Origin of the sequence: Rhizobium etli 8C-3 (assembly GCF_001908375.1) — a bacterium.
In the GTDB taxonomy this organism is placed as follows: Bacteria; Pseudomonadota; Alphaproteobacteria; order Rhizobiales; family Rhizobiaceae; genus Rhizobium; species Rhizobium etli_B.
Map to the genome: position 1 here is coordinate 93,149 of NZ_CP017242.1, position 21,321 is coordinate 114,469.

Here is a 21,321-nt window from a genome sequence, read left to right on the forward strand (position 1 = left end):
TCCGCTGTCGTGGTGGACTGCGGAGCTAACCAGCGAGCCCCTTGGTACGGCGCGCCGCAGGCTAAAACTTGATGACCGCGACATCGCCGGAAATCTCGATGTCGACGCCGAGCCTGGCCGATTGTTCGGAAAATCGGCGCAATATCCGTTCGGCGCTTTCGCCTGCTGCGAGATGCGGCGCCAGGCGACGTTCCAGCACCCCGTCAGTCAGCGCTTCATCGCCTCCGATGATGACGGGATGAAGCGTGATCTCGATAAGTCCGTTGTCCTCGCCGAACGAGCATAGGCCGATGACGCTCTCCCAGACTTCGGGTGCCGTCCAGGTCGACTTCTCCGAACGCACATGGAAAATGAAATTCCCCAGGCTGTAGAAGATCGGCCGGCCCCGGTAGATCTCGATGGGCTGGAGAACGGGCGCACCGTGGCTCACGAACATGGCAGCACCAGCATCGATGCATCGTTTGGCAACGCCACTCACCCAGTCGGGGACCTGATACCAGTCGGACGCCCAATGGTGATGGTGGAGATAGGCGACCACCAGAGATCGGTCGGCGGCCGCAGCCGCGATCGAGGCGAGGTTCCTGGCAAGATCAGCCTCATCGATCTTGACGCTGCGTCCGAACCTTTCCGATCGCCTGAAGACCGCACGCGAGATGCCGATCTCGGATTCCGGGGCGAGGCGCGGCGGATCGTCCGGCTGGCTGTCATTGGTGAGATCGATCGCCGTGTAACCGACCTTGTCGCGAATGGCCTGGATTTGATCGAACGCGGTCTCGTCGACCTCGATGACCTGGGACAGTCGAAGCCGATTGACGCCCGGGCGTCCGGGGCGATTGTCGTCGGCGTTGGCGGCATACATGAAATCCGGACCGGGACCTCCGTCCATCGCGACGATCGCGACCCGCCGCCCGCCGATCGTTGCGGTGCTTGGCCGCGAGACCTCGGTATGGTCGCGACCGAGGCCGGCATGAAGGAAGTCTCGCTTCTCCACCTCCTCGAGCGTCGAGAGCACGCCGGACGGGCCGAGGTCGAAGGCATGGTTGTTCGAAAGCGAAAGCGCCCGAAACCCGATCGCCCGGAGAGTATCGAGAACGACCGGATCGCTGCAGCCGAAAAACGATCCCTTTAGTGGCCACCCGCCGTGACTCCCAAGGATGGTCCCCTCGAAGTTGGTGAAGGAGAGATCCGCCTGGCGAAGGAGCGATCGAACCCTGCCGAAGGCGGGGGCAGGGATGCCGCGGATATCGTGCTTGATGAGCGATTGGCCGGTTACCGCCAATGTGAACCTGTCTTTCATTGCGTGACCTTCTGTGGCGACGCGCGCCACGCGTTTCGAGAATCTGGCTGTTCCGGTGGGACCCGGTTGTTGAGAGGCGCCGCACAGCTCAGCATGTGAACCGACGGGGCCGGGCATTGATGAGGGTGCGGGTGTAGGGATTGTCGGATCGCGAGAAGATGAACTCAGCCGGCCCGTAATCCTCGACCCGGCCGTCTCTGAAAATGTAGACGGAACTGCACATCTGCTGGACGACGGCGAGGTCATGGGAGATGAAGATCATCGTCATGTCCCGCTCGGCGATGGTGTCCTTCAGGAGCTTGACGATCTCGGCCTGGACCGACACGTCGAGCGCCGACGTCGGCTCGTCCGCGACGATGATCTCAGGCTCTGCCAACAAGGCACGAGCGATACAAACGCGCTGCTTCTGGCCACCGGAGAGCTGATGCGGATGGCGCCCGAGCAGGCTTCTGGGAAGACCAAGCCGATCCATCATCGCCGCCGCGACCGCCGGCTTGTCTCCGGAGCCGATTCTTGCGCCGAAGCGGATGCTTTCGTCGAGCGTCTCGCCGACGGTCATCCTGGGGTTCAGGGAGACGGAGGGATCCTGAAAGATCATCTGGACGCGGCCAAGAAGACCGCTGCGGCGGCCGCTTCGCGAAACGTCGAAGGCCCGTTCGCCGATCTTGATCCTGCCCGTCGGCGCCGTGTCGAGGCCCGCGAGGATGCGGCCGAAGGTCGTCTTTCCGCTTCCGCTCTCGCCGACGATCCCGGTGATCGTGCCGCGCGGCAGCCGGATGCCGACGTCACGCAAGCCAAACCTGGGCTTACCCCGGCCAAGCCCCCAGGCAACACCCTGCGGCGCGAACTGTTTCGAAACTCCTTCCGCGACCAGAAGCGGGCTTTGGTCCCCGCCTGTCGCAGGAGAGTGATTCTGGTCGCCATCGTCAACCGCCTTGGCAGTTCCTGTCGGAATGCGAAGCCTTGGAACGGCGGCAAGCAGCATTCTCGTGTAGTCGTGGCGGGGCCGATCGAGAATAACGGCCGTGCGATCCGCTTCGACCACTTGGCCCTTTCGCATGACGAGAACCCGGTCGGCAATCTCGGAGGTCACGCCCATGTCGTGGGTGACGAGGATGATCGAGACACCGGTTTCGTCGACAAGGGTCTTTAGAAGTTCCAGAACCTGCTTCTGGACCGTCGCATCGAGCGCTGACGTCGGCTCGTCGGCGATGATGATGTCGGGAGAGCCGGCAAGGGCAATGGCGATGACGACGCGTTGCCTCTGCCCGCCGGAGAACTGGTGTGGGTAGTTGCGGTATCGCCGCTCCGGCTCCGGAATTCCGACACGGGCAAGGAGATCGATCGCGCGGGCGCGCGCCTTACGCCTGGAAAGTGAACTATCGAGCGCAAGGCAGGTTTCCTCGACTTGGGCGCCGACGCTCATCAGCGGATCCAGGGAGGCGGTGTGATCCTGGAAGATCGCCGATATTCGCCGTCCTCGAAGCGCCTCGCGCTCACCTGCCGTCATCGCATCGATCGCTTTGCCATCGAAGGCGATCGTTCCGGACGTCTGCTCGAACTCAGGAGCGAGCAATCCGAGGATGGCATTGCCGACGGTCGACTTTCCGGCGCCAGACTCACCGATGATGCCGAGGATCTCGCCATGCCTAAGTTCGAAGCTAACCTCGCTGAGGATCGTCGTCGGGCCTGACCGCGAAACATGGCGAAGGCCAAGGTTCTCAACTCGCAGCAGGGGTGTGTTCACGTGTTCGACGGTCATAGCGAATGGTTCCTTGGATCGAGGCGGCGTCGAACGTCTTCGCCGACGAGATTGATGCTGGCGATCAGGCCGAAGAGGGCCAGGCCCGGGAACAGGCTGATCCAGTATTGGCCGGTCAGAAGGTACTGGAACCCGTTTGCGACCGCCGAACCGAGTGAGGGCTTGTCAATTGGAACGCCGAGCCCAAGGAAGGAGAGAGTCGCCTCGAGTGCGACGGCATGGCCGACCTCGATCGGGATCAAGGTAACGGCGGGCGCGATGCTGTTTGGAAGCAGATGGCGGAAGATGATCCGTGAGGTCGGCAACCGCATCAATCGGGCCGCATCCATATAGGGCTTGTTCGCTTCGCTGAGCGCGACGCCCCGCACAATCCGCGCATAGGTCGCCCACTGAGCGATGATCAACGCCAGGATGATCCGGTCTATACCCGGTCCGAGCGTGACGATGGCGATGAGCGCAATCAGGATCGTCGGCAGGCTGAGCTGCAGGTCGACGAGCCGCATGATTGCGATATCGACCCACTTGCCGAAATACGCGGCACTGACACCGGCCGTCAGGCCGATCAATGCGGCGATCGCCGCACTCGTAATCGACACCACCAGGCTGATGCGCAGACCATAGAGAATGGTGCTGACGATGTCCCGCCCGAGCCCGTCGGTCCCGAGCAGGTAGAGATAATCTCCGCTGCCGGGCGTGCCGGGCGGCGAGGACGCTTCCCAGCCATAGATCTCTAGCGGATCGTAGGGGTTTTGCGGCGCGATCACCGGTGCGGCGATGGCAAGCAGGACGTAGCTTGCAAGCAACACCGTGGACGCGGTCAGGACTGGTCCATGCGGACGCTTCTTCAGCGCCCTCAAAATTTCGGCTTTCATGAGACGGATCACCTTTGTGAAGACAGGCGCACGCGCGGATCGAGCACTGCATAGAAGAGGTCGACGAGGGCATTCAGCGCAACGAACGCGACCGAGATGAAGGTCAGTGTCACCATCACCACCGGGCGGTCGAGAAGCTGGATGGAGTCTATCAAGAGCTTGCCGACGCCCGGCCACGAGAAGATCGATTCCACCACCACGGCAAAGGCGAGCATGCCGCCGAACTGCAGGCCGATGATCGTCACGATCGGCACGCTGATGTTCGGAAGCGTGTGTCGGAACAGGATCCTTTGCGACGAAAGCCCCTTGGCGCGGCAAAACCTCGTATAGTCCAGGCTCTCGACTTCGATCGTGCCCGATCGCGAAAGACGGGCGATCAGCGCGATGTTCGGTATCGCCAGCGCCAATGCCGGAAGTATGAGGTGCCACTGCCCGTTTGCGGTGAGAAGACTCCAGTCCTCTCCCAGGAACCGCGCCGTCGCCCCTCTGCCGCCGGATGGAAACCAGCCTGTCAGAATGGCGCCGACGAGGATCAGCATCATCGCCAGCCAAAAGGATGGGATGCTCAGCGCCGACACGCTCGCCTTCAGGACGATCCGATCGAAGAGTGTGCCGCTCCGTCGGCCAGCCAGGAGGCCGAGCCCCGTTCCGAGCGGCGCCGCGATCAGCATCGCGACTGAGGCGAGTTCCAGCGTTGCCGGCAGCTTGCTCATCACCAGCTCAAAGGCTGGCTGATGATAGATATAGGAGACGCCGAAGTTTCCACTGATGACATTGTCTATGAAGACAAGGTACTGGCGCCAGATCGGCTGATCGAGGCCGAGCGCGATCGTGGCCTGGCGGATATCCTCGGGGCTGGCGGTTTCAATGTTGACGACGTTGAAGACCGGATTGCCGACGCTGTGGATGCCGATAAAACCAATCAACGACATGGCGATGAGGAGCAGGAAGGCTTGCGACAGCCTTCCCAATGCAACCGAGATCATGCCCATGACCGCTTACTCCATCGCCGGAAGCGTCTGCATCGCAGTCGTCCAGCCGCGGGGGTGCATGACATAGGAGCCGATCCGCGGGCCGTAACCGACGATGTGATGGAAATGGTAGAGCGGTATGATCGGCTGGTCGGCCATCACGAGTTCCGTCGCCAGCGCCAGCGCCTGGTTGCGCTCCGGCCCCTCCTGAATGCTCTCCGCCTTTGCGAGCATCGTGTCGAAGGTTTCGTTGCGATACTTCCCGAAGTTCAACGCGCCGGTTCCGCGCCCGGGGTTCGGGGAAGCCAGGAGGGTATGGAGAATGATGTCGACCGCCTCGCCGGACGTGCCGCCGTACCAGATGGCATAATCCCCTGCCGCCCGCTTGGTATTGAAGACCGAGAACGGCGAGGCGGCCGGTTGAGCGTTGACGCCGATGCGGGCCCAGCTTTGCGCGATGGCCTGGAGGCTCTCGGCGTCGCCGGGATAACGCCCGGCGGGCCCTGCGAGAACGATGTTGAAGCCGTCCGGGTATCCGGCCTTGGAGAGAAGCGCCTTTGCCTCGTCATAGTTTGGAGCCTCGGGAAGCAGTTTTGCCGACGTGCCGGGCAGGCCGTTCGGCAAGACCTGAGCCGCAGCCGTGCCATAGCCCGCGAGGATCTTGTCGACGAGAATGCCCCGGTCCGTCGCAATCGCAAGCGCACGCCGAACCAGAGGGCTTTTGAAAGGATTGGCGATCGGTTCGCCCGACTGGCCCGTCACGCCCGGAAGTGTCTCTCGCGACACGTCGAACTGCACGAAGTTGATGCGTGCCGCACTGACGTTCGCGATTCTGGCGCCACGCTGCTGCAGCGAGGCGACGTCGCGCGCCGGAATGGCATCCGCCACATCGACCTCACCGGTGCTGAGCGCCGCAACCCGGGCGGCTGGGTTCTCAATGACGCGGAAGGTTACCTTCAACCAGGCGGGCTTGCCGCCCCAATAATCGTCATTCCGGGCAAGTCTGAGGCTCTCCCCGGAACTCCAGCTTTCGAACCTGTAAGGCCCGGTGCCGACAGGCGGGCGGCCCGCGTTGAGCTCCTCCGTCGTCTCGAACCCCTCAGAGGGCCGGTTCATCACAAAAATCGAGGAGAAGGAGAGGGGCAGATTGGGGACCGTGCCGTTGGTCTCGATGAGGACGGTGAGGGGGTCAGTTGCCGAGACCGACTTGATGCCGCTCACATAAGAGCGAAATCCGCCGCTTGGGGATTTGACGAAATCCCGGATGCGCTCGATCGTGTAGATGATGTCGTCCGCCGTGAAGTCTGAACCGTCATGAAAGCGCACGCTGTCGCGGAGCTTGAACTCCCATTGCGTGTCAGACAGTGGCCGCCAGGAGGTGGCAAGGCCAGGCTTCAACTCGAGATTCTCGTCCTGATAGACGAGTCGCTCGTAGATGTGGGAGAGCAGCGAGGTGTTCTCGTTGAGATTGGCATATTGCGGATCGAGCGTCATCAACTTGTAGGACGTGGCGATCCGAAGCTCTCCGCGTTCCTGCGCCTGCGCCGGCGTCCACGGAGCACCCCCGAGGAGGATGGAGATCAGAAGCGCGGACAGCAGGCGTGGGCGAAATGGGTTTCCCAGTTTCATTTGAAGTTCCTTGTTTTAGTTATTGGTAGAGTCGGAACGACGCGTTGGAGCGGTCCCCAACGCGTGATTTCCAGGGCGAAATGCATGCAAGGGCGCGGTTGCGCAGGTCTTGTTAAGTTCCAGGATCACGCGTGCTCTTGAGCCATTCCCATTCAGCCGCCTTGAAACTCGGGGTGGACTTCGGGCGTCGACCAGCGATTGCGTCCGCTCGCAACAGACCCGATATCGATCTTCAGGAGGTCGGCGATGACGGAGCGAATTTGCGGCCAGGGGTCTTCTTGGCTTGTGGGGCAGGGTTGCCACCTGGTGACGGCGGCGTGGAGCTTGGCCGTTGCGCCCTCAACCGATTGCGCCGGCGTCCTCCACAGGGCTTCCGCGGCCTGGTCCTCCGCGATGGATGCACGATCTTCAGCTTCGAGGGCCTCGTCGTACGCTCGCGAACCTGCTGCTTGCTCAAGCGGTGGCGGCAAAACAACCGAAAAGAGCGATCTTTCCATCCGCTGCTGGCGCAAACTCGATTCGCTCAAATGTTGCCAAGCGATGCACCATTGATGCCAGACCGCCAGCGCGGGATCGTCGTTGCACGCGTCGAAAGGCAGGGTCTTCGGCGTGGCAAGCTCTTGATATGTGGGTAAACACGCCGCCACGAAGGAATGGAAGTCTCCCCGCGTGACCGTAGACAAAGTTCTGCTATTGTCGGAATCAGCCATGATCCGAGCTCCCATAAGCTTGGTTGTGGTCAGGCTGTATTCGGTGTTCGCGCACCGGATGCAGCCGCAGTTCTCCCTTGATGCCGCCATTCGAGAGTGAACTGCCGTATCAAGTAACCTCTAGGTAGCACACGGGATCACATTGATCAATTCGAAATCAGATGATGTTAGTGAAATCACGGGTGCGCAAATACGTGCAGCCCGTGCGTTGATCCGTTGGAATGCAAAAGAGCTTGCAAAAGCAGCTGGTATTGGTGTTGCCACGGTGAGCCGCGCGGAAATCGAAGATGGAACCACATCCCTTACAAATGCAAACTTAAAGGCCATTCGACTCGCTTTGGAAGCCGCCGGTATCGAATTCCTCCCCGAAAATGGTGGCGGCGTGGGTGTTCGTTTCAAGAAGTAGTGGCAGGCTGGGGCTATATATGCCCCGAACCGGTCACGGCCCGCGTCGTCGATAATCGACTTCTATAGCTGAAGATCCTGTTCCTGCGAGACGCGTAGAGAAATCCTGGTGAAAATGCCCGCAACTCCTGCCTCTTTTTTGCGAGAGGGGAGGGTTTTCGCTCGCATCGATCATGGACGCGGGCAGCGGGCGCGCGACTTAAAAGGCCATGGAGCAATGAAGTTCACGCATCTTCCCCCAGATGCAGGGTTAAACTGCCATCATCGTTTGGCGTGCCGGGGGCGTGAAGTTGGCAAAGCAGCTTTGCCGCCTGATCAGGACGATGGAGGAAAGCCCATGACTGACCGCCACAGGCGGACAAAGGTCATATTCTTTCATCATGCAGGATGGTCGATGATGCCAGAACACCGCGTTGAATTGAAAAACGTCGTTCAGGAAATTTGGGGATGCGAGGCCGAGAACGAGGAAGACGCCGAGCTTAATTGGATGGTGAAACCGGAGAGTTTCATTTTCGACTGTGATGAGATCGAGCAGCACCTTGTGAAAGTTTATAAGGTAGAGCCGTGAGCGAACCGCGAAACCTGCGCGGTTGAACATCATTTTCAAGTTCCCTGCTTTTCAGATAGAATACATCCATGTCTCTGCCCACTATTACCGAACGATTTCCGCCGCTTCCGCTTGACGACATCGTTTCGCAAATTCGCGCGTTTCCACATAAATCCACAGAGGAAAAGAAAGCTTTCTTGCAGCACCTCGTGGCATTGCATCCAATCACGGCGGTCGATTGGGGAGGAGACTGGCGCTACAGGCGGGCACGAGCTTTGAACCCCGGTGAACTGCCGCCGCATGCGGATGGCACGATCTGGAACAAGAATGGCCATCCGAAGCTTGGGCGCGCCAATGCCGAGGGCTTTCCTGTCCTGTATCTTGCTGATCGCGTCAACACCGCGCTCGCCGAGACACATATTGACGATCAGACTGTGATGCTGAGTGAGTTCAAAATTCTCCCAGGATAGACAGTCCGGATCGCGCCGGTCGGCGAACTTTTTCAGATTCAAAGAAGCGGTCGCGGCCCCATGACGGGCGATGCCTCGGGTGCAATCACCGACATGCTGAACGCGTGCGACAGGGACAAGGCCGAGTCCATGGTGATCGCCGACGCATTCCTGCTGGAGGTCCTGACCAACAGGGCGAATGACTACGAACTTTCATCCACGATCGCCATGGCGGTTCTGGAGAAATTACCGCAGGTGCAGGCCGTGGCCTTTCCCAGTACAAGAGCATCCGGTGGACTTTGCTTCGCTGTGAGAATTGATGAATTTTGGAAAACGTGGGGCCTTTCATCGGTCAGACGCGTTCGCGCGACCCATCTTGCTATGGAGTACTACCGGCTCACGGAAGGGCGTCATGTTGAGGGCATCGGCAACAGCGGCAATCTGGTGTGGCAAGGTGAGCCTGATCGTGCTGACATGGTGCTTCCCTTAGAGCCTCCTTGGACGCCGGTTGCCTGATCCATCGAACCATCTAATATACCGGAATGTCGAGACTAGCGTTGTGTGCAAGATGCGTGGAACTACCACGCATCTTGGCAAGGGAGACCCGCTGCGCGTCTCCCGTTGCATCCCTCCCGGCCTTGATGCTCGCCTTGCCCTCGCATCATCGAAACGTCCGCCCGTTTCATCGGCGATCAAGTGAGGCGTCCCTGCCCCTCCTGATACCCACCCAGACCAGCCGTCATCGCCGACTGGACCCGCGACCAAAAGCGTATGCCTCCTTTGGATACCTGCACCATGCTATTCGCGCATGGAGGCGACCGGGGAGATTTCGTCGCTCCCATGGATCCATCGAGCAAAAGGCGACTTCGCTCTCCTCCTGCACCACCATCGACCAACGGGCCTTTCGCCGCCTTTGGAAACCAGCGAGCTGCTCTCAAAGGTGCTGCTGTCTACCGCCCGCCGATCTGCATTCGGATTTGCCGCTTTGATCGACCCGGCAAAAAACCTTGCTGATCGTTTTTTTGCCGCCCGGCGCTTGCGACCGTATATCGAGCCGCGCGAGGAGGGCTATGCCGAAATACTGCCCGCCGATCTGGCGACAGGCGAGCTACGGGCGAAGATCGACCACGCCACGGCTGTTTGGCCACGATCGCAGATCGAAGGTAATCCGGCCCTACAGGAGGAGCTTTACCTCGCGATCAATTTCGCAACGCTTGTGCTCTACCGCCGCCTCGTCAGCGAGGACGGCGACGAATTTCGCTGACCAGCGGGCCTAAAGCATCCGGCCACTCGTTTCCTTCTTCCCGTTCCAAAGCCATTTTATCGCCCGCACCGACAGGTCAAGCCCGCGCGGGTTTTACCCGCGCGCGAAGGCTTCGGGGCTTGACCTGATCGGCTTTATGGCGATCTGACAATGGTTGTTCGGGACGAAGGAATGTTCTCTCGCCTCTAGCGGGATCGAACAAAGGAATAGGGCAAATCCGCTTCGCAGTCAGGATTTTTCAAGGTCAGTCGCTCAATGCCTCACGCAAGCTGGCTCCGCCCTAACACTGCGAAAGACTTAACAGAATCCCTCATTGTTAGGTCCGCAATTTTCCCGTATTTTCTTAATGAGGATTCGTGCGAGGATCAGCGGGATGCCGACCGAAATTATGACCATCCACGAGGTGGCGGAATATCTGAAGCTCAACGACAAGACGGCCTACCGGCTGGTGGCTGAGGGTGAGATACCTGGCTTCAAGGTAGGCGGTTCGTGGCGGTTCAAGCGGCAAGACATCGAGGGCTGGATCGCCCGCAAAACGACGAAAAAGAAAGACAAAAAATAAATGGCCCGTAAGAAATCTGAAATCTACGCTTCCCTTTGGGCGAGCTGTGATGAGCTACGCGGCAGTATGGATGCGAGCCAATACAAGGATTACATCCTCTCGCTGCTGTTCATTAAATATGTCAGCGACAAATATGCGGGCCAGCCATTCGCCCCGATTAACGTGCCGGACGGCGCAAGCTTCAAAGATATGGTGGCCCTCAAAGGCAAGAGCGATATCGGCGATCAGATCAACAAGAAGATTATCGCGCCGCTCGCAACTGCAAACCAGGCGCTCAATCAGAGCGACTTCCCGGACTTCAACGAAAGCTCAAAGCTTGGCGATGGGAAGGAGAAGGTTGAAAAGCTCACCAACCTTATCGCGATCTTCGAAGACAAATCTCTCGACTTCTCGAACAACCGCGCGGAAGGAGATGACATCCTAGGCGATGCCTACGAATATCTCATGCGCCACTTCGCCACCGAGAGCGGCAAGAGTAAGGGCCAGTTCTATACGCCTGCCGAAGTCAGCCGCATCATGGCGCAGATCATTGGTATCGCCCAGGCAAAGACGAGCCAGGACACAACCGTCTATGACCCAACATGCGGTTCGGGCTCCCTTCTTTTGAAGGTGGGCGACGAAGCAGGGACCAAGGTATCTCTTTACGGACAGGAAAAAGACTCAGCAACCAGCGGCCTTGCCCGAATGAATATGATCTTGCATGACAACCCTCTTGCGGTTGTCATGCCGGGCAATACGCTTGCCGATCCCAAGTTCACGGACAAAGGTCGGTTAAAGCAGTTCGACTATGTTGTGGCCAATCCACCATTCAGCGATAAGCGCTGGAGCACGGGGCTGGACCCTCTTAACGATCCGCACGAACGTTTCAAACCTTTTGGCGTTCCGCCCGCGAAGCAGGGAGACTACGCCTACCTCTTGCATATCGTCAGATCGCTGAAGAGTACCGGCACAGGGGCCTGCATTCTTCCACATGGTGTTCTGTTCCGAGGCAACGCCGAAGGTGAAATCAGAAAGTCCTTGATACGTAAAGGCTACATCAAAGCAATCATCGGTCTGCCCGTGAACCTTTTCTACGGAACAGGTATTCCGGCTTGTATCGTGGTCGTGGACAAGAAGGATGCTGCCGCGCGCAAGGGCATCTTCATGATCGATGCCAGCCAGGGCTTCATGAAGGATGGCCCAAAAAATAGGCTGCGCAGCCAGGACATTCACAAGATCGTCGATGCGTTCGGCAAAATGGCGACGATCCCCGGTTACTCCGGTATGGTGCCGGTGGAGCAGATCGAAAAAAACGACTTTAACCTCAATCTTCCGCGCTACATTGACAGCCAGAAGAGGGAAGACCGTCAGGATATCGAAGGTCATTTGCGCGGCGGCATCCCGCAGGCTGATATCGAAGCAATGGGCGCTTATTGGGCTATTTGCCCGAAGTTAAAAGCCAGCCTGTTTAAGGAGTGCCGTCCGGGTTACGTCACGCTGACGATGGACAAGGCCGACATCAAGAAAACAATCTTTGAACACCCGGAATTTACGGCGTTCACCAGCGGCATGACAGCGCATTTCGGGGCATGGAAAAAGCGCACATCGGAAACTTTAAAAGCGCTCAAGCCGGGTTTCCATCCCAAGGATGTGGTATTCGAAATCTCTGAGAGTCTGCTTGCCCACTACGAAGGCAAGCCACTTATCGACAAGTACGATGTGTATCAGCACCTCATGGATTACTGGGCAGAGGTGATGCAGGATGATGCCTATCTGATCACTGCCGATGGATGGAAAGCCGAAACCTATCGCATCATCGAAAAAGACAAAAAGGGCAAGGAGAAAGACAAAGGCTGGACCTGCGATTTGATCCCAAAGGGGCTTATCGTTGCGCGCTTCTTTGCAAAGGAACAAGCGGAGATTGATCAGCTCAGTGGTCAACTCGAAGTCACGAGCGCCGAACTTGCAGAGCTTGAGGAAGAGCATAACGCCGATGAGGGTGCATTCTCCGAGCTCGACAAAATAAACAAGGCAAGCGTCACGGCGCGATTGAAAGAGATCAAGGGCGACAAGGAAGCCACGGATGAAGCCGGTGCGCTCAGGATGTGGCTAGAAGCTGCCGAAGTCGAAGCGGAACTCAAGAGACGGATCAAGATTGCTGAGGTTGAACTGGACGCCAAGGCGCTGGCGAAATATGCGAAGTTGACCGAGACTGATATTAAAGTGCTCGTGGTTGAAGACAAATGGCTCGCGAAGATTGAGTTTGGAATCAACGGTGAGATGGACGGGGTGAGTGAGGCACTCGCTGGCCGCATTCGCATGTTGGCAGAGCGCTACGAGACACGGTTGCCGGACATTACATCACGTGTCGCCAATCTCGAAATTGAAGTCGAGCACCATCTGAAGCGTATGGGGTTCGCATGGTAAGTGCAGCGCAACGAAAATCAAAAACAGACGGATGGTGTAGATTGCTGCTTGGCGAGGTTTTGACGTTGCAGCGTGGCTTTGATCTACCCCATCGAATGCGACGAACCGGCCAATATCGGATTGTGACTTCGTCTGGCCGCGAAGGTTATCACAATGTGGCAATGGCGTCGGGACCAGGCGTCGTTACAGGACGCTACGGAACAATTGGGCAAGTCTTTTATGTTGAAGAAGATTTTTGGCCGCTTAATACAACTCTCTATGTGCGAGATTTTAAGGGGAATAGCGCCCGTTTTTGCGCCTACCTTTTAGAAACGATCGACTTCAAATCACATAGCGGGAAAAGTGGTGTTCCTGGTGTAAACCGTAACGATCTTCATGAAATTCCGGTGTATGTGCCAACGGCATTAAACGAGCAGGAGGCTATTGCCCAAGCTTTGTCGGATGCCGATGCTTTGATAGGGTCGCTGGAAACTCTCATTACGAAAAAGCGCGCAATCAAGCAGGGCGTAACGCAGGATCTCCTTTCTGGCCGAAAACGCCTTCCGGGGTTTTCGGAAAAGTGGATCGAAAGCACGCTCGGTGATGTGTGCCTTGAGATTGTAGATGGAACGCATTTCACACCCAAATATGTGCACACAGGCTTTCCATTCTATAGTGTTGAGAATGTCACTGCTGATGACTTTACTAACACAAAATTTATCAGCGCGGACGAGCATAAAATTCTTACTCGCCGCTGCAATCCGCAAAAGGGCGACATTCTTTTAACGCGTATTGGCGCCATCGGTGACACGAAGCTGATCGACTGGGACGTCGATGCTAGCATTTATGTCAGTCTAGCTCTGCTGAAGTCGGGGACCCGTGTTAACCCAAGATATCTGCACGCATACACTAAAAGCAGAAAATTCCGCAAAGATATTGAAGATCGCTCCTTGTTGAATGCCTCTCCACGAAAAATAAACATGGGAGACATCAGTAAGGTGCCAGTGCCTGTTCCCAGTCAGCAGGAGCAGGAGGCAATTGCCGATATTCTTGAGAGCATGGACCACGAATTGGTTTTGCTTGCGGAGAAGCTCGCCAAAGCCCGGCAGTTAAAACAGGGTATGATGCGAGAGCTTTTGACCGGGCGGGTGAGGCTGGTATGAAAGTTTCGACACTCCTAGACCATAACGATAACGGTCATATGGCACTCCCTGAATTTCAGCAGGGCTGTCTGAAAGCCGAAATCCCTGTTGAGGATGTCGCTACATGAATATGATCGGGAAACCAGAGCGCACAACACAGCGAAGGGTTATCAAACTCTTTGAGGGGGAACTCGGTTATCGATATCTCGGCGATTGGATCGACCGGGAACACAACAGCAATGTCGAGGAAGACCAGCTTGCCGCCTATTTGAGGCGTGCCAGTTACGGTGAGGCACATATCAGCGCTGCGATTCGTAAGCTCAAGGTCGAAGCAAGCAATACGGTTCGAAGCCTCTACGACAACAATCAGGCGGTGTACGGGCTTTTGCGCTATGGCGTGTCCGTGCAGGTAGAAGCCGGAAAGCCTTCCGAGACGGTCAAACTCATCAACTGGTCCAATCCTCACGCCAACGATTTCGCGATTACCGAAGAGGTCACACTACGTGGCGGGCATGAGCGCCGGCCCGATCTGGTTTTGTACATCAACGGCATCGCCATCGGCGTGATCGAACTAAAAAACAGCCGTGTCAGTATCGGTGACGGTATTCGCCAGGTCCTCTCCAACCAGCGACCCGAGTTTAATGCCACATTCTTCTCCACGATCCAGATCGTTTTTGCTGGGAGCGATTCCGAGGGACTGCAATACGGCACGATCGGCACAGCGGAGAAATATTTCCTCAAATGGAAAGAGGATGAAACGGACGACAGTCGGTACAAGCTGGATAAGTATCTGCTCAAGATCTGCGATAAGGATCGGCTCCTAGAGTTGATGCATGATTTTGTGCTGTTTGACGCCGGGGTTAAAAAACTGCCTCGCGTTCATCAGTTTTTCGGAATCAAAGCCGCGCAAGAGAATATTCGCCGCAGCGAGGGCGGGATCATCTGGCATACTCAGGGGTCCGGTAAGAGCATCGTCATGGTGCTGCTCGCGAAGTGGATTCTGGAGAACAACGCCAACGCCCGTGTCGTGGTCATTACAGATCGTGACGAGCTGGATAAGCAGATCAAGGGTGTTTTCGCGGGAGCCGGAGAGGCAATTCATCGCACCAGTAGCGGACGGGATTTAATGTCTGTACTGGCACAGGCAAAGCCGCGACTCTTATGTTCGCTGGTCCACAAGTTTGGCCAGCGTGGTGTCGATGATTTTGACGCGTTCATCAAGGAATTGGAGGCGCAGCCCAGCAAGACGGTGGGTGACCTGTTCGTATTCGTTGATGAATGCCACAGGACCCAGGGCGGTAAGTTGCACAAGGCGATGACTGCGCTGATGCCCAATGCGGTGTTCATCGGCTTTACGGGAACGCCGCTGCTTAAGAAAGATGCCCAGACGAGCATCGAAGTCTTTGGCCGCTACATCCATACCTATAAATTTGGTGAGGCTGTCGAGGACGAGGTCGTCCTCGATCTGATTTATGAGGCGCGAGATATCGATCAGCGGCTCGGTTCAGAAGATAAAATCGAAGCTTGGTTCGACGCCAAAACAAAGGGGTTGAACGACTGGCAGAAGGACGAGCTGAAAAAGAAATGGGGGACAATGCAACATGTGCTTAGTTCCCGCTCGCGCAAAGAACGTGTCGTCCAGGACGTTATATTTGATTTCAGCGTAAAGCCGCGCCTTTCAAGCGAACGCGGAAACGCTATCTTGGTCGCAGCTAGCATTTATGATGCCTGCAAATATTTTGAGTTGTTTCAGAAAACGCCATTCAGAGGCCGCTGCGGGCTTGTGACCTCCTATAACCCCGTAACGCAGGATGTGACGCGCGAGGATACCGGGGCAAATTTGGAGTCAGACAAGCAATTCATCTACAATACCTATACGGACCTCTTGAAGACCGTTGTCGCCAAGCCTGCGATGACGAAGACGGAGAGCTATGAAGAAGACGTCAAATCTCTCTTCATTACGCAACCCGCAAATATGAAACTGCTGATCGTCGTCAGCAAATTGCTCACTGGATTTGATGCGCCATCTTGCACGTACCTCTATATTGACAAAGAGATGCAGGATCACGGCCTGTTTCAGGCCATTTGCCGGACCAATCGCCTCGATGGTGACGACAAAGAATTTGGCTACATTGTAGACTACAAGGGCCTGCTACAGAAGGTCGAAAAAGCCATCGCGGTTTACACGTCAGAGCTTGACACTACCGCAGGCGGTGCCGACCCCGGAATCCTTCTCAAAGATCGTCTTGAAAAAGGCCGCGAGAGATTGGATGAAACTCTCGAAGTGCTTGCCCTTTTGTGCGAGCCGGTTGAGCCACCAAAAGGCGAGCTTCAGTATATCCGCCATTTTTGCGGAAATACCGAGATCGCAACGGACCTTGAAGAGCGAGAGCCCCAGCGAGCCGCCCTCTACAAGGCCACTGCCAGCCTCGTTCGCGCCTATGCTGGCATCGCCGATGAGATGGAGGAGGCGGGCTACTCAGCCGACGATATAAAACGGGTCAAGGCGCGTGTCGAAGAGAGTATAGCGCTTCGTGACACGGTGCGCAGGGCTGCGGGCGAACTGCTGGATCTCAAGGCTTATGAAGCGGATATGCGGCACTTGATTGATACCTATATCGAGGCCGACGAGCCGCGTAAAATTTCTCCGTTCGATGATATTAGCCTGATCGATCTTATCGTCAAATCAGGCATAGCAGATGCCATAGCAGGACAGCTTGCAGGACTAAAGGGCAATCGCGAGGCTATTGCAGAAACAATCGAGAATAACGTTCGGAGCAAAATCGTCAAAGAGCGCATGAACGATCCGGACTTTTTTGACCGCATTTCTGCGCTTCTCGAAGAGGTGATCCGAGATCGCAGAGCCAAAGCCCTCGATTACGAGGCTTACCTCAAGCGCATGGCCGAGATCGTAAAAACTTTGGCGGCGGGAAAGACCGAAGATATGCCCGTGCAGTTGGACACGCCAGGCAAGCGTGCCCTTTACAACAACCTCGGCAAGAATGAAGACCTTGCCATGCGCCTGGATTCTGCCGTGAAATTTTCTCGCTCCGACGACTGGAGAGGCGTTGAGCCAAAGGAACGCGCGATCAAGGCTGCACTTTATAAGGAGCTTCAGGACAAGGACGAGGTGGAGCGCGTATTCGTCATCGTAAAGGCTCAGCGTGAATACTGATGGTCAGAGAGCTGGAAATCGCTGATGTAACGGTTGATGTCGTGTTCAAAGACATCAAGAATGTGCATCTGAGTGTGTACCCTCCAACGGGACGCGTTCGCGTATCGGCGCCGAGCGATATGAAGCTTGAGACAGTCCGTCTCTTTGCTCTTTCGAAAATTGGCTGGATCAGAAAAAACCAGAGGAAGATTGTCTCGCAGGAGCGCGAAACGCCGCGTGAATTTATCGAGCGCGAAAGCCATTACATATGGGGGCGGCGCTACCTCCTCAGAATTGAAGATCACTATGACCGCGCGGACGTGTTGCTCGGCCACAAAACCATAGAGCTGAACGTGCCCAAGGAGTCCTCCCAGGATGAGAAACGGGAGGTCTTTCTGAATTGGTGCCGCGAGGAACTGCGGACGGCCAGCAAACCGATCATCGAGCAATATGAGCGGCAACTCGGTGTCCAAGTGAAGCGGCTCTTCATTCAGCGTATGCGAACAAAATGGGGGAGTAGCAGCCCCCAACGGCAGTCCATCCGGTTAAATCTTGATTTGATCCGCTTCACGCCGGATTGCCTGCGATACGTCATTCTCCATGAAATGGCTCATTTCATCGTCCCTAGCCACAATGAGCATTTCATATCAATCCTCGACGCGAATATGCCTGCCTGGCGAACTATACGCGCCACCCTTAATTATGGTCCGCTTTCTGAATTCTAGGGAAGGCTCGCTTGTTCGCAGCTATTTCCAGGCTCTTCTGTGAATAGTCGGGGTGCCACCGTATTGACTGAAAACTAACTGCGTAACCGGAATCTAACCGGATAAGTGCATCGTTACGTCAGGTTCTGAGAAGAAGTTCTCTCTTTTACGCGGATACCTTCTGTCGCCCAGTTGCGCGATATGGGTCGCCGCCATTCCCTGCTAGGTCCAAGTGGTAGCGGCGTGCGTCGAGGATTTCGAGAAGCCTCGCATGATCTTGAACGCGACATTGAAGGCGCCCGTCCGCGAGCGTCTTAAAGACGATACCATGTCGCACAGCCATTTCTTCAATCCGTGCTTGCTGAAAGTTCGCTAGATTGGGATTGGCAGCGATCGATGCTGCGTGTCTTGCCATTTGAGGATGGCGAGCAATAGTGGCCTGAATGCGTGTCATATCGAGGAACAACACAGTATCTTGTATGTGCTGAACTTTGGCTGTGGCGGTCGCCGCTACATGCTCGGTGATTTGGGCGACCAATTCCACATTCCGGGGATTTAAAATGAAGATGTTCGCATCCGTTACGATCACATCGTATTGGGGATCGAGTTTGAGCGTGTCTTCTTCAATAAGGATGACCGTATCGTTGACTAAACGGACCAAACGATTCCGGGCTGTCAACGTAGCCTTAAGCTGAGTGGCTTTCCGGATTCCAACGGCTTTTCGGCCTTGATTGTCGGTGAACTCCCCGAAATAGAATTCAATTTCAGAAACGTGGTCGTTCAAGTTTGTTAAGTCAGGGAGGGCGCCAACGTCAAAAATTTCGGACAGCGCGGTCATATACTCGTTGTCACGAGGGCTATAGATTCGGCGCTTGCTCCCGTAATCCTCTGAGATGTCGTAGACTTCCCAAGCCGTTGCCACGCCCTCGAAAGCGTTCACAGTGTCGCTCAAAATCGATCTCAGTGCACTTTTTGTTCCAGCGTCGGAGGGGATGAAATAGCGTTGCGCGTTCCCTTTCAGGCTCACGCCGAGATTCACCGCCTGTATGTTTTGAACGTCGAACTCCTGATCAATCATCGTCTTTTTCATCCACTAGAACATTTCCACCCAACCGGTATCCTGTTAAAGGCATTTTCTCTGGCAAATAGTGCCGACGCGAAATGACCGCGTATGTTGCGAGTCGATCATCATTTCCTGAAGACGTTCCTATTTTGACTTCGACTGTATAGATTCTGTAGCCAAGGATCGCGAATACGAGATTCATATAATGAAGACGCATATGCCAGAACAAAAACGTGATGAATAAAAACGCTATTAACACCGATGTTACATCGCGAAGCCCATCGAGATTCGCGTCGAACAGAGGGATCAGCATCGCGAACAGGTAGGTGAGGAGGTGCTCTCGCTGATCTTTGGCGCTGACGACGGTTATTGTCTTAACGTTTTGATGTTTCTTCGCCGTCCTGAATATTAGATAAAGAAGCACCGTCGGGAGCGCGAACAGAACTATGCAGACGGGTAACCAAATACGGTCGCAAATGGCGTCCACGCCGCGAACCGCCCAAAGAAGAAATACGGGGCTTAGACTTGACCACACCAATATGAAGCGGACCAAGCCGAGGCCTTCGTTTACTTTCTCGCTGCTCATGAGCCCCCCAATGACGGCAGACTAGAAAGTATTACTCTAGGTTTCAACAGGAAATGCAATCACAGGATTAAGTGCCGGAAACGGGATTCCCCATTCCGGAAAGCCGGTCATTATTACGAGAATGATCAGTCTGAGATTCTCATATTATCTGCAGGGATTGACTCCAGGCCGCGCGATTGGGCATTCGTTCGGCGCTGTGGCCGACCTACAGTAGATACGGCTCCGCCGATTATCGAGTGCTCGCTTCTCACATTAAATGCAGCGGCCGCGGCGCGATTATCAAATTAAGTGCTCAACTGCCAAGCGACACTTCGTTCCGCGCCGCGATGGACTGAGCCACAACGAGGCGGAGCATGTGGAACCGGCGCATGCGGTTGCTGGCTGCGATGTGCTGCCGCAGGCCGCCCTTACCGCCGCCGGTCAGGTGGAATGAGCGCCAATAACTTTTGGATTGAAGTATTTTCAATTCGGCCAATTTGAGGCGATGCATTCCAATTCTCGGCTATAGTTACCGATTTTCGGCGCCTGATGTTGGAAAAATTGGAAGATTATTTCTTTGACGCCTGCGAAACCTGCCCATACGCTTGAAGCGCTTCAATTGGCAGGGAAATGATGAAAAAAGGCCGTCCCACTATTACGGATGTTGCACATGCCGCCGGTGTCTCGGTCGGCACCGTGTCCAATTTCCTCAATGGGACAGTGCCGGTCAAAGCCGAGACCGCTGAAAAAATTCAAGCGACCATCCAGAAGCTTGCCTATCGGCCGAGCGTGTTTGCGCGGTCGTTGCCGATGATGTCGGCCCGGAAGGTCAAGGCGGCGGAGGGCAATCCGCGGCTTCTGGTCGTGGGTCATATCTGCGTCGATTATCTCTGCCGGGTGCACGTCCTGCCCCATCGCGACGACCGGGTGGCGGCGAGCCATATCGACAAGGCGCTCGGCGGACCGGCCGCCAACCTCGCTGTTGCCGCAGCAAGCGTTGGTGCACCCTACGGCCTGCAAGTGGACCTCGCCACTGCCGTCGGCGACGACGCCGACAGCGAATGGGCAATGGCGGAACTGCTAGCGCATGGCGTCAACGTTTTGCCGATCCGCCGGCCGGGCAAGAACCGGCTACCGCGGGCGATGGTGATCATCGAGGCCAATGGCGGGCGCACGATCATTCACGAGACCTTCGAGCTCAGCGAGATCGACCTCACCGCCAACATGGATATTGCGCCGGCTCCGGTTCGGTCATGCCTGCATATCGAAGGTTTCCATTACGAGCGGATGATGCCGTCGATCGCCCGTTTCCACGAGGCCGGCTGGAACGTCAGCCTTCACACGGCCGGCCTTCCGGAAGGGTCACGCAACCCGGAAGCCTTCGAGCGGATGATCGGCCAGGTTGATCTGACCTTCATTAACGACGACACACTGCGGGAGATCTATTCCATCCGCACGCCGCTCGCCTCGATGATCGAGGAAGCCGCCCGTACGATCGCACGGGTGAAGCGGCGCGGCGACGTGGTGCTGACGCTCGGCGAATTCGGAGCCGTCGTCTTCCGCAAGAGCGGTGGCCCGCCGATCGAAGTCCCCGCGCTGCCGGTCAGCCGGGTCGATGCGACCGGCGCTGGCGATGCATTCGCCGGAATTTTCCTGAGCCTCTGGCTGCATGGGCGGCCGCTTTCCGATGCCGCACGGCATGCAGCCGTCGGCGCCAGCCTGACGACGACTGCGGAAGGCGCGCAGGCCCGGACCGCGACCGCCGAAGAACTCGAAGCTCTGCTTTCTGCCGTCGAGGCGAAGGCCGGGTAATTTCTGAAACGACATGATTGAAAGTACT

The 21,321-nt window shown here is 56.5% G+C and carries 19 protein-coding genes; 11 read left to right on the forward strand and 8 right to left on the reverse strand.

Features of this window, described 5'->3' with window-relative positions:
- Positions 1-61: 61 nt before the first annotated feature.
- The 6 genes from AM571_RS20910 to AM571_RS20935 form a co-directional block, all read right to left on the reverse strand.
- Positions 62-1,297: a CapA family protein gene (locus AM571_RS20910; protein ID WP_074063452.1), complete on the reverse strand. Its 1,236-nt coding sequence runs from the start codon at positions 1,295-1,297 to the stop codon at positions 62-64.
- An 88-nt stretch (positions 1,298-1,385) separates the two neighbouring features.
- Positions 1,386-3,059, reverse strand: coding sequence for a dipeptide ABC transporter ATP-binding protein (locus AM571_RS20915; RefSeq protein ID WP_074063453.1), 1,674 nt, complete (start codon positions 3,057-3,059; stop codon positions 1,386-1,388).
- Entirely contained in the window at positions 3,056-3,931 is an 876-nt protein-coding gene (locus AM571_RS20920) for an ABC transporter permease (protein WP_074063681.1), read from the reverse strand. The genes AM571_RS20915 and AM571_RS20920 overlap by 4 nt, the downstream gene beginning before the upstream one ends.
- An 8-nt stretch (positions 3,932-3,939) precedes the next feature.
- Positions 3,940-4,923, reverse strand: a complete 984-nt coding sequence (locus AM571_RS20925; RefSeq protein WP_081377161.1) for an ABC transporter permease — start codon at positions 4,921-4,923, stop codon at positions 3,940-3,942.
- 6 nt (positions 4,924-4,929) lie between these two features.
- On the reverse strand, positions 4,930-6,531 hold the full coding sequence (locus AM571_RS20930) for an ABC transporter substrate-binding protein (RefSeq protein WP_074063454.1): 1,602 nt from the start codon (positions 6,529-6,531) through the stop codon (positions 4,930-4,932).
- A gap of 152 nt (positions 6,532-6,683) precedes the next feature.
- Complete coding sequence (locus AM571_RS20935; RefSeq protein WP_074063682.1) at positions 6,684-7,241, reverse strand: hypothetical protein; 558 nt, start codon at positions 7,239-7,241, stop codon at positions 6,684-6,686.
- Between the two features lie 142 nt (positions 7,242-7,383).
- Here AM571_RS20935 and AM571_RS20940 point away from each other — a divergent pair, with 142 nt between their 5' ends.
- The 10 genes from AM571_RS20940 (at position 7,384) to AM571_RS20985 (ending at position 17,874) form a co-directional block, all read left to right on the forward strand.
- The gene (locus AM571_RS20940; protein ID WP_074063455.1) at positions 7,384-7,647 is read left to right on the forward strand and encodes a helix-turn-helix domain-containing protein; all 264 of its coding nucleotides are present in this window, start codon (positions 7,384-7,386) and stop codon (positions 7,645-7,647) included.
- Between the two features lie 108 nt (positions 7,648-7,755).
- Positions 7,756-8,214, forward strand: coding sequence for a hypothetical protein (locus AM571_RS36400; protein WP_155774493.1), 459 nt, complete (start codon positions 7,756-7,758; stop codon positions 8,212-8,214).
- 68 nt (positions 8,215-8,282) lie between these two features.
- On the forward strand, positions 8,283-8,663 hold the full coding sequence (locus AM571_RS20950; protein ID WP_074063457.1) for an RES family NAD+ phosphorylase: 381 nt from the start codon (positions 8,283-8,285) through the stop codon (positions 8,661-8,663).
- Between the two features lie 60 nt (positions 8,664-8,723).
- A complete protein-coding gene (locus AM571_RS20955; RefSeq protein WP_074063458.1) occupies positions 8,724-9,158 on the forward strand; it encodes a hypothetical protein in 435 nt (144 codons plus the stop codon).
- Positions 9,159-9,450: 292 nt separating this feature from the next.
- Positions 9,451-9,906: a hypothetical protein gene (locus AM571_RS20960; protein ID WP_074063459.1), complete on the forward strand. Its 456-nt coding sequence runs from the start codon at positions 9,451-9,453 to the stop codon at positions 9,904-9,906.
- A gap of 373 nt (positions 9,907-10,279) precedes the next feature.
- Positions 10,280-10,468: a methylation-associated defense system helix-turn-helix domain-containing protein MAD1 gene (gene mads1 / locus AM571_RS20965; protein ID WP_074063460.1), complete on the forward strand. Its 189-nt coding sequence runs from the start codon at positions 10,280-10,282 to the stop codon at positions 10,466-10,468.
- Positions 10,469-12,874, forward strand: a complete 2,406-nt coding sequence (locus AM571_RS20970) for a type I restriction-modification system subunit M (RefSeq protein ID WP_074063461.1) — start codon at positions 10,469-10,471, stop codon at positions 12,872-12,874.
- The gene (locus AM571_RS37000) at positions 12,868-14,016 is read left to right on the forward strand and encodes a restriction endonuclease subunit S (protein WP_196776351.1); all 1,149 of its coding nucleotides are present in this window, start codon (positions 12,868-12,870) and stop codon (positions 14,014-14,016) included. The genes AM571_RS20970 and AM571_RS37000 overlap by 7 nt, the downstream gene beginning before the upstream one ends.
- Positions 14,017-14,119: 103 nt before the next feature.
- Entirely contained in the window at positions 14,120-17,170 is a 3,051-nt protein-coding gene (locus AM571_RS20980; RefSeq protein WP_074063463.1) for a type I restriction endonuclease subunit R, read from the forward strand.
- On the forward strand, positions 17,170-17,874 hold the full coding sequence (locus AM571_RS20985; RefSeq protein ID WP_074063464.1) for a M48 family metallopeptidase: 705 nt from the start codon (positions 17,170-17,172) through the stop codon (positions 17,872-17,874). The genes AM571_RS20980 and AM571_RS20985 overlap by 1 nt, the downstream gene beginning before the upstream one ends.
- Before the next feature lie 145 nt (positions 17,875-18,019).
- Here the strand turns inward: AM571_RS20985 and AM571_RS20990 are convergent, their stop codons facing one another.
- Positions 18,020-18,943, reverse strand: coding sequence for a Kiwa anti-phage protein KwaB-like domain-containing protein (locus tag AM571_RS20990; RefSeq protein ID WP_081377162.1), 924 nt, complete (start codon positions 18,941-18,943; stop codon positions 18,020-18,022).
- Positions 18,924-19,502, reverse strand: a complete 579-nt coding sequence (locus AM571_RS20995; RefSeq protein ID WP_074063466.1) for a hypothetical protein — start codon at positions 19,500-19,502, stop codon at positions 18,924-18,926. Before AM571_RS20995 ends, AM571_RS20990 begins: the two co-directional genes overlap by 20 nt.
- A gap of 612 nt (positions 19,503-20,114) precedes the next feature.
- Between AM571_RS20995 and AM571_RS21000 the strand changes: the two genes are divergently transcribed.
- Positions 20,115-21,293 (forward strand): carbohydrate kinase family protein, encoded by a 1,179-nt coding sequence (locus AM571_RS21000; protein WP_074063467.1) that lies wholly within the window; start codon positions 20,115-20,117, stop codon positions 21,291-21,293.
- Positions 21,294-21,321: the final 28 nt, after the last annotated feature.